18 protein-coding genes are annotated in these 15,892 nt (G+C 67.5%); 10 read left to right on the forward strand and 8 right to left on the reverse strand.

Annotated features, from left to right (window positions below):
* The first annotated feature begins 152 nt into the window (after window positions 1-152).
* Together ACFVVK_RS03670 and ACFVVK_RS03675 are read left to right on the forward strand one after the other, a co-directional pair.
* The gene (locus ACFVVK_RS03670) at window positions 153-821 is read left to right on the forward strand and encodes a TetR/AcrR family transcriptional regulator (protein WP_390263616.1); all 669 of its coding nucleotides are present in this window, start codon (window positions 153-155) and stop codon (window positions 819-821) included.
* Window positions 822-879: 58 nt separating this feature from the next.
* Window positions 880-1,491: a hypothetical protein gene (locus ACFVVK_RS03675; protein WP_090950596.1), complete on the forward strand. Its 612-nt coding sequence runs from the start codon at window positions 880-882 to the stop codon at window positions 1,489-1,491.
* Window positions 1,492-1,571: 80 nt separating this feature from the next.
* On the opposite strand, the gene ACFVVK_RS03680 is transcribed toward ACFVVK_RS03675, so the two are convergent.
* Entirely contained in the window at window positions 1,572-2,423 is an 852-nt protein-coding gene (locus ACFVVK_RS03680) for a hypothetical protein (RefSeq protein ID WP_390263619.1), read from the reverse strand.
* A 99-nt stretch (window positions 2,424-2,522) separates the two neighbouring features.
* Window positions 2,523-3,545: a 2,3,4,5-tetrahydropyridine-2,6-dicarboxylate N-succinyltransferase gene (dapD, locus tag ACFVVK_RS03685; RefSeq protein ID WP_390263622.1), complete on the reverse strand. Its 1,023-nt coding sequence runs from the start codon at window positions 3,543-3,545 to the stop codon at window positions 2,523-2,525.
* A 148-nt stretch (window positions 3,546-3,693) separates the two neighbouring features.
* Here dapD and dapE point away from each other — a divergent pair, with 148 nt between their 5' ends.
* A complete protein-coding gene (gene dapE, locus ACFVVK_RS03690; RefSeq protein ID WP_390263625.1) occupies window positions 3,694-4,884 on the forward strand; it encodes a succinyl-diaminopimelate desuccinylase in 1,191 nt (396 codons plus the stop codon).
* A gap of 98 nt (window positions 4,885-4,982) precedes the next feature.
* On the opposite strand, the gene ACFVVK_RS03695 is transcribed toward dapE, so the two are convergent.
* The 4 genes from ACFVVK_RS03695 to ACFVVK_RS03710 form a co-directional block, all read right to left on the reverse strand.
* Entirely contained in the window at window positions 4,983-5,816 is an 834-nt protein-coding gene (locus ACFVVK_RS03695) for an amino acid ABC transporter permease (RefSeq protein ID WP_390263628.1), read from the reverse strand.
* Window positions 5,813-6,463, reverse strand: coding sequence for an amino acid ABC transporter permease (locus ACFVVK_RS03700; protein ID WP_390263630.1), 651 nt, complete (start codon window positions 6,461-6,463; stop codon window positions 5,813-5,815). The genes ACFVVK_RS03695 and ACFVVK_RS03700 overlap by 4 nt, the downstream gene beginning before the upstream one ends.
* Window positions 6,464-6,560: 97 nt before the next feature.
* A complete protein-coding gene (locus tag ACFVVK_RS03705) occupies window positions 6,561-7,445 on the reverse strand; it encodes a glutamate ABC transporter substrate-binding protein (protein ID WP_390263633.1) in 885 nt (294 codons plus the stop codon).
* A gap of 59 nt (window positions 7,446-7,504) precedes the next feature.
* Window positions 7,505-8,260, reverse strand: coding sequence for an amino acid ABC transporter ATP-binding protein (locus ACFVVK_RS03710; RefSeq protein WP_390263636.1), 756 nt, complete (start codon window positions 8,258-8,260; stop codon window positions 7,505-7,507).
* A 364-nt stretch (window positions 8,261-8,624) separates the two neighbouring features.
* Here ACFVVK_RS03710 and ACFVVK_RS03715 point away from each other — a divergent pair, with 364 nt between their 5' ends.
* The 4 genes from ACFVVK_RS03715 to ACFVVK_RS03730 all read left to right on the forward strand — a co-directional run bounded on the left by ACFVVK_RS03715 (window position 8,625) and on the right by ACFVVK_RS03730 (window position 11,410).
* Complete coding sequence (locus ACFVVK_RS03715; protein WP_390264334.1) at window positions 8,625-9,332, forward strand: TIGR00730 family Rossman fold protein; 708 nt, start codon at window positions 8,625-8,627, stop codon at window positions 9,330-9,332.
* Between the two features lie 35 nt (window positions 9,333-9,367).
* Window positions 9,368-9,715 (forward strand): DivIVA domain-containing protein, encoded by a 348-nt coding sequence (locus tag ACFVVK_RS03720; RefSeq protein ID WP_390263639.1) that lies wholly within the window; start codon window positions 9,368-9,370, stop codon window positions 9,713-9,715.
* A gap of 50 nt (window positions 9,716-9,765) precedes the next feature.
* Complete coding sequence (locus ACFVVK_RS03725; protein ID WP_390264337.1) at window positions 9,766-10,998, forward strand: hypothetical protein; 1,233 nt, start codon at window positions 9,766-9,768, stop codon at window positions 10,996-10,998.
* 244 nt (window positions 10,999-11,242) lie between these two features.
* Window positions 11,243-11,410, forward strand: coding sequence for a DUF3117 domain-containing protein (locus tag ACFVVK_RS03730; protein ID WP_390263642.1), 168 nt, complete (start codon window positions 11,243-11,245; stop codon window positions 11,408-11,410).
* Window positions 11,411-11,518: 108 nt separating this feature from the next.
* On the opposite strand, the gene ACFVVK_RS03735 is transcribed toward ACFVVK_RS03730, so the two are convergent.
* A complete protein-coding gene (locus ACFVVK_RS03735; RefSeq protein ID WP_390263645.1) occupies window positions 11,519-12,151 on the reverse strand; it encodes an O-methyltransferase in 633 nt (210 codons plus the stop codon).
* Between the two features lie 285 nt (window positions 12,152-12,436).
* Between ACFVVK_RS03735 and sigE the strand changes: the two genes are divergently transcribed.
* The 3 genes from sigE (at window position 12,437) to ACFVVK_RS03750 (ending at window position 14,751) form a co-directional block, all read left to right on the forward strand.
* A complete protein-coding gene (sigE, locus tag ACFVVK_RS03740; protein ID WP_390263648.1) occupies window positions 12,437-13,084 on the forward strand; it encodes an RNA polymerase sigma factor SigE in 648 nt (215 codons plus the stop codon).
* Between the two features lie 119 nt (window positions 13,085-13,203).
* Window positions 13,204-14,274 (forward strand): hypothetical protein, encoded by a 1,071-nt coding sequence (locus tag ACFVVK_RS03745; RefSeq protein WP_390263651.1) that lies wholly within the window; start codon window positions 13,204-13,206, stop codon window positions 14,272-14,274.
* A gap of 81 nt (window positions 14,275-14,355) precedes the next feature.
* A complete protein-coding gene (locus ACFVVK_RS03750) occupies window positions 14,356-14,751 on the forward strand; it encodes a twin-arginine translocase TatA/TatE family subunit (RefSeq protein WP_390263654.1) in 396 nt (131 codons plus the stop codon).
* Window positions 14,752-14,753: 2 nt separating this feature from the next.
* Here ACFVVK_RS03750 and ACFVVK_RS03755 read toward each other — a convergent pair whose 3' ends face one another.
* Window positions 14,754-15,881, reverse strand: coding sequence for an Mrp/NBP35 family ATP-binding protein (locus tag ACFVVK_RS03755; RefSeq protein ID WP_390263657.1), 1,128 nt, complete (start codon window positions 15,879-15,881; stop codon window positions 14,754-14,756).
* Window positions 15,882-15,892: the final 11 nt, after the last annotated feature.

Below are 15,892 nucleotides of genomic sequence, written 5' to 3' on the forward strand. Positions count from 1 at the left end.
CTTCATGGCGAGCACGACGCGGGCCGCGCACCTCCGCTGAGGTGCGCGGCCGGCGTCGTGCTTGGGGAGCATGCCCTGTGACGTGCGCGACGCCACCGGCGGCGCCGGTGTGCCCCGCCCGGGCAGTGACACGAACGTGCTAAAAAAGACCAGTGCCCAAATTTGTCGACGCCGTAATCCGGCGCCAGGAAGTAGTTGACGCGGTCTTCAGGATCATCGCGGCCGATGGCCTGGAGCGGGCCTCCCTCCGGGAGGTCGCCGATGAGGCCCAGCTGGCTGTCGGATCGGTGCGGCACTATTTCGCCAGCAGCGACGAGCTGCTCTCCCATGCGTTCGCGGTGGTGGTGGACCGGATCACGGGTCGCCTTACCGCCGCGGACTCCCGGCTGGCCGATTTGACGCCGCGGTCGGCGGAGCGCCACAGTGCTGTGGTGGCGATCCTGGAGGAGTTTCTCCCGCTGGATGAGGAGCGGGCGGTCGACGCCTGCGTCTGGATGGCGTTCAAGAACGCCGCCCGGACCAAGCCGTTTTTGGCCGCGGAGGCCGACCGAAGCCATCGCGCCGTGGCTGCCGTCGTGGGCGGCCTCATCCTTGGCCTGGCCGCGGACGGCGCTGACGCCGCAGCCGGGGACGCCGCGGGCGGCGTCGACCAGCAGGTGCTCGTTACCGAAGCCGAACTGCTGCTGGCCATCCTCGACGGGCTGACGATGCATGTCCTCCTGCAGTCGGAATGGATGACAGCCGCGATGTGCAGGGACGTGCTGGAGGCCCATCTGGAGGGCCTTTACCGCAGGGTGGCCGGCGGACCGACCCTCCGTTAACGTGCAATAACATCAGGAATAGACTGGGATCGTACGGCTTGCCAAGGGAGGCAATTGGATGCACCACACCGGCGGACCTGGCTGGCGGATCACCATGGATACTTCTGGTCCCATGCTCATTGCCCTTTATGTTCGTGACGCCGCCGGACTGGACACTGCGGGGCATCCGGCGCTCTGCCACGTGGCTCCGAAGATCCGGGCGGCGGACCATACGCATCTGATCGGCGAGGTGGGAGGGGCCGCCGCGCTCAGGACCGAGTGGGAGGCATGGTGGGACCAGCTCCTGAAAGCCCACCCCGACATGTCGCCGGAGCTTTCTCCGCCGGGCTTCCGAGCGTTCAGCAATTCACCGGCGCTCCGGCGGGTGCTGCAGGCGCACTTCGGCGCCGCGCTGACGTGGGCGCGGGAACGCCGCGGGGAATACGTGGCCCTGGAGGCGGAACGTGAAGCCAACAGCAACAACCAACTGCTGGCGGACATGGTGGAGGACCGCCTGCTGGATGTTGGCCGCCCCGCGAGGGATTTCAGCCTGACGATTATCGAACTTCCGCTGGCGGAGCCGCGGGCGTGGTATCTCGAGCCGGACAAGATGATCATGAGCCACGAGCTGTTATCCGAGCGGGAACTGTTCCGCAGCTACGTGCAGCCGGTGGTGGATCTGCTCGTGTGAGCCGCTGCGGGCTCCCTGGACCCAGCGGTGCGGCGCGCGGCTGGTGTTCCGGAGTGTGGACGGATCCCAGGGGAGCGCGGCTAATTGCCGGGCGCGTCGGCGACGGTCACCCGGACCAGCCCGGCGGGGACCTGCGCAGGCTGCCAGCCGTTGCGAGACTGCCGGTTCCAGGAGTGGCCATCGACGTCGACGCTGGTGATGGAGAGCGCTTTGGCGTTGGCCACGGCCCACTGCGCCACCGACCACGCCTGGGCGCCTGCAGCCTCCACCAGCACCGTCCGGTCGTCGGTTGAGGCCGGGACGACGCCGAGCGCCGCGGTCATTTCCTCCGCGACAGTAGCCGGATCCCCGGCAGCGTCGGGGGAACGCAGCGAGCAGTCCAGGCCCGCGGGCGTCTGGCCGCTCAGGGCAGAGGCGAACGCGCGGGCCAGGCCCTCATGCCGGGCATAGGCGCCCGGGAACGCCGAGTGCTGGACCTGCTGGGCGGCGTCGGTGATGTCCAGCGTCTGGTAGCCCGAGATCTCCACGAGCGCATCGTAGAACGCGTTGCTGGCGTGATAGGGGTCCATCACCTGCGCCGTCGTCCCCCAGCCCTGCGAGGGCCGCTGCTGGAACAGTCCGCGCGAGTCGGGGCCGGCCTGGTCGCCATGGCCGATGTTGCGCAGCTTGGATTCCTGCATGGAGGTGGCCAGTGCGATGCTGGCGGCCCGGGCCGGAAGTCCGCGGCGGACCGCCACGGCGGTGATCAGAGCAGCATTGGCCGCCTGGTCGGTCGCGAGGTCATCGCCTCCGCTGCCCGCGGCCGTGCAGCGTTCAGTGACCAGCGTTTCCGACCGTTGCAGGAACGCCACCGCGGTGTAGATCGCACCGGCGACCATCGCCAGGGTCAGCAGAAGGACGATCCGGCGCCGCCAGCTCCCTCGTCGTGCCACGAAAACTAACTCCCTCAGGCCCTTTCGGGCTGCTACATCGTCGGGACTGTCCCTGGCGGGCGGTTCCCACCGCCCGCCATACCGTACCAGCCGGTACGGTCAGTTGGCGTGCAGGTCCGCGTTGAGTTCCACGGTCTGGCCCTTCCGGGGCAGCGCTTCGACGGCCCCGGTGGTGGAATTGCGGCGGAACAGCAGGTTCGGAACCCCGGAAAGCTCCACGGCCTTTACTACCCGGCTGGTGTCCTCGCCCTCGGCATCCCGCGGGCTGATGACGCGCACGCGGGTGCCGGCGGTGACGTAGAGGCCGGCCTCCACCACGGAATCGTCGCCCAAGCTGATGCCCACGCCGGAGTTGGCGCCCAGGAGGACGCGCTCCCCAAGGGCGATCTTTTCCTTGCCGCCGCCGGAGAGGGTGCCCATGATCGAGGCGCCGCCGCCGACGTCGGACCCGTCCCCGGCGACGACGCCGGCCGAGATCCGGCCCTCGACCATGGAGGTGCCCAGCGTTCCGGCATTGAAATTCACAAAGCCCTCGTGCATGACGGTGGTGCCTTCGGCAAGGTGCGCGCCCAGCCGGACCCGGCCGGCGTCGGCGATCCGGACGCCGGAGGGCACCACGTAGTCCACCATGCGGGGGAACTTGTCGACGCCGAAGACGGTGACGGCGCCGCGCTTGCGCAGGCGTGCACGGGTGAGCTCGAAGTCCTCAACGGCCGCGGGGCCGAAGTTGGTCCACACCACGTTGGGGAGCTTGCCGAAGATGCCGTCGAGGTTGATGCTGTTGGGCTGGACGAGTCGGTGCGAGAGCAAGTGCAGGCGAAGGTAGGCGTCCGCCGTGTCTGCCGGTGCCTCGTCGAGGTTGATCTGGGCGAACACGACCTGCTGCTCCGTCCCGCGGTCCGGGTCGGTGCCGTTCGCGGCGACGTCGATCAGCGACTGGTCCGCATTCGCCACGTCGCGGAGATGTTCCGCCGCGATTCCCAGCGCCGGTGCCGGATACCAGACGTCCAGCACGGTGGCCTCACCGTTGCGGGTGGACACGGTGGCCACCCCATAGCCGAAGGCAGAACGGGCGTCGGGGCGGGCGTCGGCGGGCACAGCGGAAGCAGCAGTTTCAGTCATGTCCCAAGTCTAACGAGGGCGTCCGCGCGCTGAAACTCGTGACAGCCCGCCTGAGTCGCGGCATGGGCCGTTCCGGGCGCCCAGAACGGCCCGTGCTAGGAGTCGGTGGGAGCCGCTCCGGAGAGAGGCAGGAGGATACAGTGGAACGGTGACCCCGACGAACCCCCGCACCCCCACCAGCGCCGACACCGTCCGCGCCGCGTCCGGCGCCCCCGCCGGTGCGGCCTCCAGCGCCGTCCACCTCGACCTTCGCCAGGACGTCGCCCTGCTCACGGCGGCCCTGATCGACATCAACAGCGTGTCCGGCAGCGAAAAGGTCCTGGCCGATGCCGTGGAGCAAACCCTCCGCACGCTGCCCCAACTGGAGTTGGTCCGCGATGGCGACTCAATCATCGCCCGCACGAACCTCGGCCGCGCCGAACGGGTGATCCTCGCCGGGCACCTGGACACGGTCCCGCTCCCCACCACCGAAGGCTCCCTCGGCACCGTCCCTTCCTACTGGCCCTCCGGAGCGCCGGGGGAGGGCGTCCTTTACGGCCGCGGCGCCACTGACATGAAGGGCGGCGTCGCCGTGCAGCTGGCGCTGGCAGCGACCATGTTCGACGGCGGGGCGGAGCCCGACAAGGACGTCACGTTCGTCTTTTACGACCATGAGGAAGTCGAGGCCGTGAAGAGCGGACTGGGCCGGCTGGTCCGCAACCACGGATCCCTGCTGGGCGGAGACTTCGCGATCCTGCTCGAGCCGACCGACGGGACGGTGGAGGGCGGGTGCAACGGCACCAGCCGCTTCGAGGTGACCACCCTGGGCGAGGCAGCACACTCGGCCCGGGCCTGGATGGGCAGCAACGCCATCCACGCCGCGGCCCCGATTCTGGATCGGCTGGCGGCGTACGAGCCGCAGACCGTCACAGTTGACGGCCTCGACTACCGCGAAAGCCTCAACGCCGTGAAGATTCACGGCGGCACGGCCGGAAACGTCATCCCCGACAAGTGTGTCGTCGAAATCAACTACCGGTTCGCGCCGGACAAGTCACTGGAGGGGGCCGAGGCGCATGTCCGGGACCTGCTGGACGGATTCGACGTCGTCCGCACGGACGGCGCCGCCGGTGCACGGCCGGGACTGCACCATCCGGCCGCCGCGTCGTTCGTCGCTGCCGTTGGCGCTGAGCCAAAGCCCAAATACGGCTGGACCGACGTCGCACGGTTCAGCGAACTGGGCATCCCGGCGGTGAACTTTGGCCCCGGCGACGCGCTGCTGGCGCACAAGGACAACGAGCACGTCGAGGCGGACGCGATCCGGGAATGCCTGCGGGCGCTCCGGACCTGGCTCAGCGCCTGAACGCCACAGCGCCTGGGCGCCGCAGCGACTGACCTCCGAAATGCATGAAGGGTCCGGAACCCCTAAAAGGTTCCGGACCCTTCATGCATTGAAAGAACCTACTTGGCGGCGATCCCGGCGACCGGCACGTGAGCCACGCCGCCGGCGGCCCGCTTGGAGCCGCGGCGTTCGAGCCAGATGGCGAGGCGGGAGACGGCCAGGTCGATCGCGATGTAAATGGCAGCGGCCACGAAGAACACCGGGAACAGGTACTGCGGGCCGAGGAAGTCGGCCATGACCTGCACGGCCCGGAGCAGCTCGCCATAGGCGACGATGTAGCCGAGCGAGGTGTCCTTCAGCAGCACCACCAGCTGCGCGACCAGCGAGGGCAGCATGCGCCGGATGGCCTGCGGCAGCTCGATGGTCAGCCGGGACTGGAAACTGGTCAGGCCGATCGCCAGGCCCGCCTCGCGCTGGCCCTTGGGCAGCGACTGGACGCCGGCACGGATGATCTCGGCAAAGATCGCCGAGTTGTACAGGACCAGGCCGGCCACGACGGCGACGAACGAGCTGGTGGCGAACACAAGCAGAACGAACAGCATCATGAGCACCACGGGCATGCCGCGCAGGAACTCCAGCACGATCCGGACGGGCACCCGGACCGAGGCGTTATCCGAAATCCGCAGCAGGCACAGGATAAGGCCCAGCGGGAACGCAATCACCGCGGACACGGCCGCGGCGGCGAGTGTGGCGCCGAGGCCGTTGATGATCAGCACCCAGACATCGGGAATCTGGAAGACCGCCCAGCGTTTGGCGTCGAAGATCCCCTGCTGGGCCAGGGTCATCACCGCCAGGACGAGGAGGCCACCGATCACGATGACTCCGATGATCGAGCCGATCAGCGAAATCCGGCGGGCTTTGGGGCCGGGGACGTCGTAGAGAACAGAGCTCATCGCGCGATTGCCACCTTTCGTTCAACGACGTTGGCGAGGAGGCCAAGCGGGACGGTTATCAGCAGGTAGAAGAACGCGACGCCGACCAGGACCCACACGACGGCGTCGCCGTTGGCGTTGGCCAGCTGCTTGCCCTGGCCGAAGAGTTCCAGCACATAGAACGCGCCGGCCACAGAGGAGTTTTTGACCAGGGCGATCAGGATGTTGATCAACGGCGGGATCACGGTGCGCAGGGCCTGCGGCAGGATGATGAGGGAGAGCACCTGGCTGAACTTCATGCCGATGCTGCGGGCGGCCTCCGCCTGGCCCACCGGGACGCTGTTCACGCCCGAGCGCACGGCCTCGGCGATGAAGGCCGACGTGTAGGCGCTCAGGGCGATGATGGCCGCGACCTCGAACTGCTGGAAGGTGACGCCGAGGCGGGGCAAAACGACGGCGGCGAAAAAGAACGCGATGGTCAGCGGGGTGTTCCGGACGATCTCGACGTACACCATGCTGAAACCCCGCAGGGCGGCGACGGGCGAGACGCGGGCGGCTGCCAGGATGGTGCCGAAGATCAGGGCGATAATCCCCGAGACCAGGGACAGGAAGAGGGTTCGGAGAAAACCGTCCCAATACTGGGGGAGGTTTTCAATGATGACGTCCATAAGTTCCTTCAGCTGCGTTGAGGGGAGTCAAGCGAAAGACGGACGTGGCGGCCGCCGGGCTGCGGAAGATCCGCTGCCCGGCGGCCGCCACAGCCGGCTAGTAGCGGTCGATCGTGGGAAGCGAGGGCGTTGTCTTGATGACGGTGCCGGCGGTGTCTTCCCAGGCCTTCTTGTAGGACCCGTCCTTGTCGGCAGCCTCCAGCTGGTCATTGATCCACATCCGGAAGGCGGTGTCGTCCTTCTTCAGGCCGATGCCGTAGGGCTCCTTGGTGAAGGTCTGATCCGATGCCAGCTTGAAGGCGTCCGGCTCCTTGGATACGAAACCGGCCAGGATGACGTTGTCGGTGGTCACGGCTTCAACCTGCTTGTTCCGCAGCGGTTCAAGGCAGGCGGAGTACGTCGCGGCCGGCACCAGGACGGCTCCGTACTTCTCGACGATCGTGGATGCCGGGGTGGAACCGGTCACGGAGCAGACGTTTTTGCCCTTGACGTCCTCGGGCTTGGTGATGGTGTTGTTGTCCTTGTTCACCATGAGAGCCTGGCCGGCCTCGTAGTACGGTCCGGCGAAGTCGACTTCTTTTTTGCGCTTGTCGTTGATCGTGTAGGTGGCGACGATCATGTCCACCTTGCCCTGCTTGATGAACTGCTCGCGGTTGGCGGAGACAGTTTCAACCCACTCGATCTTGTCGGCGGGGATGCCCAGCTTGGCGGCAATCAGCTTGCCGATTTCGACGTCGAAGCCGACAGGCTTGCCGTCGAGGCCCTTCTGGCCGAAGAGGGGCTGGTCGAACTTGGTGCCGATGGTGATCTTGCCTGCGGATGCAAGCTTGGCCATGGTGGAATCGGCGGCAAAGCTCGGCTTCTCGGCTACAGGCGGGTTGGTGGTCGTGGAGGAGCTGCCGCCACAGGCACTCAGGCTCAGCGCCAGTGCTGCGGATGCTGCAACCAGAAGGGATTTCCTTCGGGTCAAAAATGCCATCATGACATTCCTTTCATTGGACGGCCGCCATCCGGCGGCCAGGGTGCGAAACTCGTGATCGGTCAGTGTGTCAGCAGCTTGGACAGGAAGTCCTTGGCCCGGCTGCTCTTGGGGTTGTTGAAGAACTCGTCGGGGGTCGCGTCCTCAACGATCTGGCCGTCGGCCATGAACACAACCCGGTCCGCCGCCTTGCGGGCGAAGCCCATCTCGTGCGTGACCACGATCATGGTCATGCCTTCCTTGGCGAGCTGGACCATGACGTCCAGGACCTCGTTGATCATTTCCGGGTCGAGCGCGGAGGTGGGCTCGTCGAAGAGCATCACTTTTGGTTTCATGGCCAGGGCGCGGGCGATTGCAACGCGCTGCTGCTGGCCGCCGGAGAGCTGGGCCGGAAGTTTGGGGGCCTGGTGCCCGACGCCGACGCGCTCCAGCAGTGCCATGGCGTCCTTGTCGGCCTCGCCTTTGGAGATGCCCTTGACCTTGATGGGGCCGAGGGTGACGTTTTCCAGGATGGTCTTGTGGGCGAACAGGTTGAAGGACTGGAAGACCATTCCGACGTCGGCGCGCAGCCTCGCCAGTTCCTTGCCCTCTTCGGGAAGTTCCTTGCCGTCGATCTTGATGTCGCCGTCGTCGATCGTCTCGAGACGGTTGATGGCGCGGCAAAGCGTTGACTTGCCGGAGCCCGAGGGGCCGATGACAACAACCACCTCGCCCTTGCGGACATTCAGGTTGATGTCCTTGAGGACGTGCAGCTGGCCGTAGTGCTTGTTCACGGCCTTCAGGGAGACGAGCGCATCGCCGGGCACTTGAGTAGTCATAAAAAGAATCTAGCGAAGATTGACGGGATATGACCGTAATCACTGGGATTACCGCAGATCGTAATTCAAGAGATACCTGCACGTCAGGGTCCCCTGCGGGCCGCCGCCAGCCCCGCGCCGCCGGCGGCACCGCAGTCCGTGGCGCCGTCCGGTGCCCGGGTGGTCCCCGACGCGCCGGAGCGGCAGCGGCGGCGTTCCGCGCTAGCCTATGGGGATGAGTAGCGATCCGCAGCACGGCCCGAACCAGAACGCCGACCAGAACCCGGCCGGAAAGCCGTCCCGTGAAGTCCGCAGCGCCCCGGCGGCCAACGGGATCCGGCACAAGGGTCCGCTGGAGCTGCGCCGCAAGGCCGCGAGAGTAACGATGTCCGACCAGACGTTGCTGGACACGAAGGGGCCAGGCCAGTTCGTCCACACCGACCCCTGGCGCGTCCTGCGCATCCAGAGCGAGTTCGTGGAAGGTTTCGGTGCGCTTGCCGATCTCGGCCCGGCGGTCAGCGTTTTCGGCTCCGCACGCACGGTGCCGGGCAGTCCGAACTACGAGCTTGGTGTCGAGGTGGGACGCAAACTGGCCGAGGCCGGGCTGGCCGTGATCACAGGCGGCGGCCCCGGATCGATGGAGGCCGCGAACAAGGGCGCCGTGCAGGGCAACGGTGTCTCGGTGGGGCTCGGAATCGAGCTGCCCTTCGAGCAGGGCATGAACCAGTGGGTCGACCTGGGCATCAACTTCCGGTACTTCTTCGCCCGCAAAACCATGTTCGTCAAGTACGCCCAAGGCTTCATTGTGCTGCCCGGGGGCCTGGGCACCCTGGACGAACTCTTCGAAGCCATGGTCCTGGTGCAGACCCACAAGGTGACGTCGTTCCCGATCGTGCTGGTGGGAACCACCTTCTGGAGCCCGATGCTCGACTGGGTCCGGGACACCCTCGTGGCCGAGGGGATGGTTTCTGCGGAAGACCTTGACCTCCTGCAGGTGGTGGACGACCCCTCGCTGGCCGTCGAACTCGTCGTGGCCGGTGCTGCCCGGCACCGGAACCCGAACGGCGCAAACGGCAGCGGAACGCGGGGCTGAAGCGCCCGGCCGCCCGCGTCTGGCACGATGGTCTAGTGAGTCTTTTCCTGGTTTTCGTGGCGATTGTGCTGGTCGGCGCCGCCGTCCTCCTGGGTACCGGCCTGGCGCCGAAAGTTTTCCGGCGCGGCAGCGGTGAAAGGCGCTTTGACGACGGCTTCGACGAACCCGTCGCCTCCCTGCCGCCGGTCCTCCTGCCCGAGCACGCCGCCCCGGCGGACATCGACCACCTGCGCTTCGCTGTGGGGCTCCGCGGCTACCGGATGGACCAGGTGGACCAGGTCCTTGATGACCTGCGCGACCAGATCAGCGCCAAAGACCGAAAGATCCAGGCACTCGGGGAGGAGCTGGAACGCCTCCGGCCGCCGACTGAGCAGCCCTCGTGAACCACGCGGAAGACCCCGAGACCATTGCCGCGCCCGCCGCGCGAGGGCCGATGGGACTGAATGCCGCGGCGTGGAACCGGATTGCCGCCGCCGGCGCCCGGATGTCGCGGTGGCCCTGGTGGATCCAGGTGACCGGCATCTATGTCACCGCGCGGCTGGTCAGCGCCTGCATCTTCATGGCGGCCGCCCTTCACCAGGGGGTGAATCCGTGGTTTCCCGCCAAGCCTGACTACTGGAACTTCATCAATATCTGGGACGCCCGCTGGTACGCCGAAGCACTGCTGAACGGGTATCCGGCGCTGCTGCCGACGGATGCTTCCGGCGCCGTCCAGGAGAACGCGTGGGCCTTCTATCCGCTGTTTCCCGTGCTGGGCCGGGTCCTGTCCGGACTCACGGGCACCGGGCCCGCGTGGTCGCTGACGGCCATCGCGCTGGTCTGCGGGGCCGCGGCAGCCCTCGTCGCGTACAGGATTTTCCGGCACCGGGCCGCCCACGGGACGGCGCTTTGGGGGACAGTGTTCCTCGCGATGTTTCCGGTGGCACCGGTGCTGCAGGTGCCGTACGCCGAATCCCTCAACCTGCTGCTGCTGGCGGCCGCGCTCCTGCTCGTCCTGGAGCGCCGGTACGTGTGGGCCATGCCCGCGGTGCTCCTGATGTGCCTGTCCCGGCCCACCGGTGTTCCGTTTGCCGTCATGGTGGGCGTGTTGTTCCTTTACCGTCTCCGGGAGCGCGTGGCCGCGAAGCCCGGCGAGCCGGGTACCGTGCATGGCAACGCCCAGCTCTGGTCCCTGGCCGGGCTGACCGCCGTGAGCGGGGTCGGTGCGCTTGTGTGGCCGGCGGTTGCCTGGGCGGTGACCGGCGATCCGGGAGCCTATACCAAGACAGAAACCGCCTGGCGCGGCGATGACCTGGTGCCGTTCAAACCGTGGTTCGATACCGGCATTCTGCTCTTCGGGCCGACGTTCGGCGTGCTGGCGCCCTTCGTCTTCGTAGCCGGCTTCACCCTGCTGATGATGTCCAAGCCCGTCGTGGCACTGGGCACCGAGCTGAGGCTTTGGTGCTGCTGCTACATGGGCTACCTGCTGGTCTTCCTGCACCCCCAGACCAGCACGTTCCGGATGCTGCTGCCGCTTTTCCCGCTCGCCCTCAGCACCGCCCTGGTTTCACGCTCCCGCGCCTACCGCGGGACCGTGGTGGTCATGTTCGTCCTGCTGCAGATCGTCTGGATTGTCTGGTTGTGGGCGTGGGCGCAACTGCCCGGCGGAGGAGACTATCCGCCGTGACCCGCAGCACAAGGTCCCGGTCCCGGCCCGGCTTTGCGGGGCGCGCTGGAAAGTCCAACGATTAGCTACGGGCGCGTTGTTACGCGATAATAGAGGATAAGCAAGGACAAGAAGCACACTGAGTTTGTCTGTGGGCGAGTCTGTCCCGGCCGCCTCCCGGGGCGCTGCCGGGCGACTTAATTGACTAAGCGGACGCAGCCCGGCCGGGCTGGTATGTCAGGGACTAATGGAGGGGATATTCCTTATGGCGGCAATGAAACCACGCACCGGCGACGGCCCTATGGAAGTGACGAAAGAGGGACGAAGCTTAATCATGCGTGTTCCGCTCGAAGGCGGGGGACGGCTGGTGGTCGAACTCAATGCTGCCGAGGCGACCAACCTCAGGGAATGCCTCGTCGGCGTCACCGAATAGCTTCACACCAAGAGCTTCGCAAAAGGGCGGGGTCCCGGCCACAGGCTGCGGGCCCCGCCCTTTTCCGTCGGGCTCCGGCTGCCGTTCCGGACTCCTGCTTCTTGGCTTTTACTTCTTGACTGCGATGAGCAGGCCGTCGCCGGTGGGCAGCATGGCGGAGGCAAGACGGTCGTCGTCGCGGATGGACTTGCCGATCTGGCGCAGGACCACGGTGGTGGCGTCCCGGGCCGCAGGGTTCGCCACGCGGTCCTTGTCAAGGGCGTCGTTGACCACCAGCAGGCCGCCGGACTTGAGGAGCCGGACGGCCTGCTCCACGTAGCTGGGGTAGTTCGGCTTGTCGGCGTCGATGAAGACGAGATCGTAGGCCCCGTCGGTCAGCCGCGGCAGCACGTCGCCGGCGCGGCCCGAAATGGTGCGCGTGCGGTTGGCCGGGCTGCCGGCCTCCTGGAAGGCTTCGCGCGCTGCCCTGAGGTGTTCGACGTCGACGTCGATGGTAGTCAAGACGGCGTGGGGACCCAGGCCGCGCAGGATGCACACACCGGACACCCCGGCGCCCGTGCCGATTTCCACCGCCGTCTGCGCCTTCGACGCGGCCGCCAGCACCGTGAGCACGGCCCCCACGCCGGGGCCGATCGGCGTCACGCCAAGCTCGAAGGACCGTTCGCGCGCGTGCAACAGGACCTCATCCTCGGCAGGCAGATCTTCTGCGTAGGACCAGCTCGTGGACTTATCGGCGCTCATGGGTAATCGCTTTCTGGGCGGCAGGGGGGAGTTCTCACTACAGCGTACTGTGTTGGGCGGGACGGGACACGGAGGTGGCGGCGCCGCGGCCCGGCAGGAGTCCCGCCGGGGCGGACGCGTTCCGCCTTGGGCTGAAGAGTGCAAGGCGTCAGGAAATTCCCAGATTATTTTGAAATGATGGATATCCGCTCATCCGCGTGGTGATCGGCGTCGAATGAAGGGTGCACGAACCTGTGCAAACAGGCACCATTGAGGCGTAGGTACCATCCATGAGGGGAGCGGACGATGTCGGTTCTGACACCTGTCCCGGCAACTGGGGAATCTGATCCAACCGCCCGGTCCGCGGCGGAAGCCGAATGGGTGCGGCCCACCTGGGAGGAAGTGGTGACGAACCACTCCGCCAAGGTCTACCGTCTCGCCTACCGGCTGACCGGAAACAAGTACGACGCCGAAGACCTCACCCAGGAGGTGTTCGTCCGGGTGTTCCGTTCGTTGGAGAACTTCAAGCCGGGCACGCTGGATGGCTGGCTGCACCGCATCACCACCAACCTGTTCCTGGATCAGGCGCGGCGCAAGAGTCGGATCCGCTTTGACGCGCTGGCCGACGACGCCGAGTCGAGAATTCCGGGCCGGGATCCCGGTCCGGAGCAGAGCTTCGAATTAAACAACCTAGACATTGACGTTCAGGCGGCGCTCGAAGAGCTTCCCCCAGACTTCCGCGCCGCCGTCGTGCTGTGCGACCTCGAGGGTCTGTCCTACGACGAAGTCGCCGCGGCGCTGGACATCAAACTGGGGACGGTCAGGTCTCGGATCCACCGCGGCCGGACGATGCTGCGTGAAAAGCTCGCGCACCGGGATCCCCGCCCGGCGCAGGCGGGCAAGCAGTCCCTCAAGCCGCGGCTCAAGATGCCCCGCATCGCCGGCCTGCTCTGATCCGGTCGATGGGTCTGCTGCAACGTTTACTGGGAGGCTCTGGGTGCAGGTTCTCCCAACGGACCGGCCGGGGCCGCCTCCGCTCTATCCGGCAGCGGTCTGCCGACCGTCATGAGCACGTGGAGTCGTGTCCCGAGTGCCGCGGCCGGCAGCAGCGCGAGCGCCAGTATCTCGAACGGCTCCGCGGCGCCGCCGTGCCCGAGGCCAGCGACGACCTGACCGCACGGCTCCTGGCGCGGACCGAGCAGTTGGCCGCTGAACCGCAGGATTCACAGCGGCCCGGCCCGCAGCCGGCCGGCCCACAACCGATTGGTACAGCGCGGCCCGACACCCCGGCGGCGGACGCGGAACGTGGCGGCCGCCACGGCTCCTTGTCCCCGGCCCTGGCCGCAGGCGGTGCGGTCGCCGCGCTAGCTCTCATGGCCGGTACCGCTTACCTCATGGGAGGCGACGCCGGGGTCCCCGCCGACGGAACGGAGGCCGCTGCGCTCTCGCGGCCGGAGATCGCCGGGCCTCTCGTTCAGGCCCAGCCCGGTGAGGAAGGAGCCAGCAACCCCCGGGTCGCGGCGGGAAGCGGGACTCGCATCGGGTTCGGCCTGGTCGGCGAGCCGGACTTCATTCCGGCCGGTGCCCTCAGCGCCGGTCAGCTCGCCGCCTTCCGGTCGCAGGGATGGGCGTGTCCGGAACTGCAGGAGCTCGGCTTCCACCTCGTCTGGGCCCGCGCCGGCGCCCTGTCCGGGGACGAGGTCTTGGAGCTGCACCTCACGGACGGCCGCCACTTCGCCACGGTCCTCGAACAGCACGCACCCGGTCAACACGCCCCGGGCACGCCGTTGGCGCCTGGCGGGGTTCCGGAGCGGCCGGCAGACACTTCGCCGATCAACATCCTGACCGGCCACACAGCCGTGGCGGACGGCTTCACTCCCGGCCGGTCCGGCGCATCGCCGGCCGTCCCGGACGCCCGGAACGGCGCGCTCTGGCTCAACGCTGCACCGCCCTTCCGGGCGATTTACCAGACCGCGGGAGCCACCTTCACCTACATCTCGGACCTGCCGGCCGAGCAGGCCGGCGGCGCCGTTACCGCCCTTGCCCGGGCCGGCGACGCCACCCCGGTATCGGCGCACCGCGGCGGGATCGCGGAACGGATGGAGCGCGGGCTGAGCCGCATCCTGGCGAGCCTGGCCCCGTGACGCGAGGGCGGGCCCGACATCGTATGCATCAGGGCTTCGCGAAGTCGTCGCCAGCCCGAACGAGAGGGTAATCTTCCTAAAGTGCTTGGAATCAATGGACCGGAGTTCTTACTTCTGCTGATCATCGGCCTTCTGGTGATTGGTCCCAGCAGGTTGCCGGAATACACCCAGAAACTGGCCAATATCGTCAAGGAAGTGCGCCGGATGGCGTCCGGGGCGCGGGAACAGATCAAGGAAGAAGTCGGCATCGATATCGATGAGGTCGACTGGAAGAAGTACGATCCCCGGCAGTACGACCCGCGCCGGATCATCAAGGAAGCCCTCCTGGAGGACGACACCAAGCCGGTCAGCGCGGGAGCACCCGCCGCGGTGTCAACGGCGGCTGCGGCTACGGCCGTCGCGGAACACCGCCCCGCCCGCCCGGTTGAGCGGCTGCCCGAGGGTGAACCGGCGCCCTTCGATTCAGAGGCGACCTAGGTTCAGCGGGGCTGCAGGCCAAGGTGCATGCCCTTGAGCCCGCGGGGAACCGCCGCCAGCTTCCCGGCGATCCCGGCCAGGGCCACCGCCGCCGGTGTCTCCGGACGACCCAGCACCAGCGGCACGCCCGCATCCCCGCCCTCACGCAGCAGCACTTCGAGCGGAATCTGACCCAGCAGCGGCACGTCTTCACCGACTGTGGCCGAGAGCCGCTCGGCGAGCACAGCGCCGCCGCCGCTGCCGAACAGTTCCATCCTGCCGCCGTCGGGCAGTTCCAGGTAGGACATGTTTTCCACGACGCCGGCCAGGGTCTGCCCGGTCTGGGTGGCGATCGCCCCGGCCCGCTCCGCGACATCGGCCGCGGCCGCCTGCGGGGTGGTCACCACCAGGATCTGCGCCTTGGGCAGCAGTTGCGCGACGGAAATCGCGATGTCGCCGGTGCCCGGCGGGAGGTCAAGGAAGAGGGCATCGAGGTCGCCGAAGTAGACGTCCGTCAGGAACTGCTCGAGCGCCCGGTGCAGCATCGGCCCGCGCCACGCCACGGGCTGGTTCCCGGTAACGAACATGCCGATGGAGATGACCTTGACGCCGTGGGCCACCGGCGGCAGGATCATGTCGTCCACCCGGGTTGGCGCCTGCCTGATGCCCATCAGTGCCGGGACGGAGAACCCGTACACATCCGCGTCCACGATCCCCACACGGAGCCCCTGCGCCGCCAGCGCGCAGGCCAGGTTGACCGTCACGGACGACTTGCCCACGCCGCCCTTGCCGCTGGCCACCGCGTACACCTTCGTCAGGGAGCCGGGCGCGTTGAAGGGGATGCCGCGCTGGCCGCCCGAGCCGCGCAGCATCTCCTTGAGGGCGTCCCGCTGAGCCTGGGTCATCACCTTCAGGTCGACCTCGACGCCGGTGACACCGGGCACGGTGGACAATGCGGCCTCGGTGTCGGCGGTGATAGTGCCGCGCAGCGGGCAGCCGGCGATGGTCAACAGGACCGCAATCCGCACTCCGCCGCTGCCGGAGATCTCCACGGACTCCACCATGCCGAGTTCGGTGATGGGCCGGCGGAGTTCAGGGTCGATCACGGTGGCCAGTGCTGCGTGCACTGCCTGTTCCAGCGGGGTGCTCATGCGGGCGAGGC

Origin of the sequence: Arthrobacter sp. NPDC058192, assembly GCF_042883665.1 — a bacterium.
Lineage (GTDB): Bacteria > Actinomycetota > Actinomycetes > Actinomycetales > Micrococcaceae > Arthrobacter.

Bases quoted from the DNA above. Each gene is read 5' to 3' on its own strand.
- ACFVVK_RS03725 (WP_390264337.1), top strand. From the start codon at position 9,766: ATGGGACTGAATGCCGCGGCGTGGAACCGGATTGCCGCCGCCGGCGCC.
- ACFVVK_RS03695 (WP_390263628.1), bottom strand. From the start codon at position 5,816: ATGAGCTCTGTTCTCTACGACGTCCCCGGCCCCAAAGCCCGCCGGATT.
- dapD (WP_390263622.1), bottom strand. From the start codon at position 3,545: ATGACTGAAACTGCTGCTTCCGCTGTGCCCGCCGACGCCCGCCCCGAC.
- ACFVVK_RS03710 (WP_390263636.1), bottom strand. From the start codon at position 8,260: ATGACTACTCAAGTGCCCGGCGATGCGCTCGTCTCCCTGAAGGCCGTG.
- ACFVVK_RS03705 (WP_390263633.1), bottom strand. From the start codon at position 7,445: ATGATGGCATTTTTGACCCGAAGGAAATCCCTTCTGGTTGCAGCATCC.
- ACFVVK_RS03700 (WP_390263630.1), bottom strand. From the start codon at position 6,463: ATGGACGTCATCATTGAAAACCTCCCCCAGTATTGGGACGGTTTTCTC.
- ACFVVK_RS03735 (WP_390263645.1), bottom strand. From the start codon at position 12,151: ATGAGCGCCGATAAGTCCACGAGCTGGTCCTACGCAGAAGATCTGCCT.
- ACFVVK_RS03755 (WP_390263657.1), bottom strand. From the start codon at position 15,881: ATGAGCACCCCGCTGGAACAGGCAGTGCACGCAGCACTGGCCACCGTG.
- ACFVVK_RS03675 (WP_090950596.1), top strand. From the start codon at position 880: ATGCACCACACCGGCGGACCTGGCTGGCGGATCACCATGGATACTTCT.
- sigE (WP_390263648.1), top strand. From the start codon at position 12,437: ATGTCGGTTCTGACACCTGTCCCGGCAACTGGGGAATCTGATCCAACC.
- ACFVVK_RS03730 (WP_390263642.1), top strand. From the start codon at position 11,243: ATGGCGGCAATGAAACCACGCACCGGCGACGGCCCTATGGAAGTGACG.
- ACFVVK_RS03715 (WP_390264334.1), top strand. From the start codon at position 8,625: ATGTCCGACCAGACGTTGCTGGACACGAAGGGGCCAGGCCAGTTCGTC.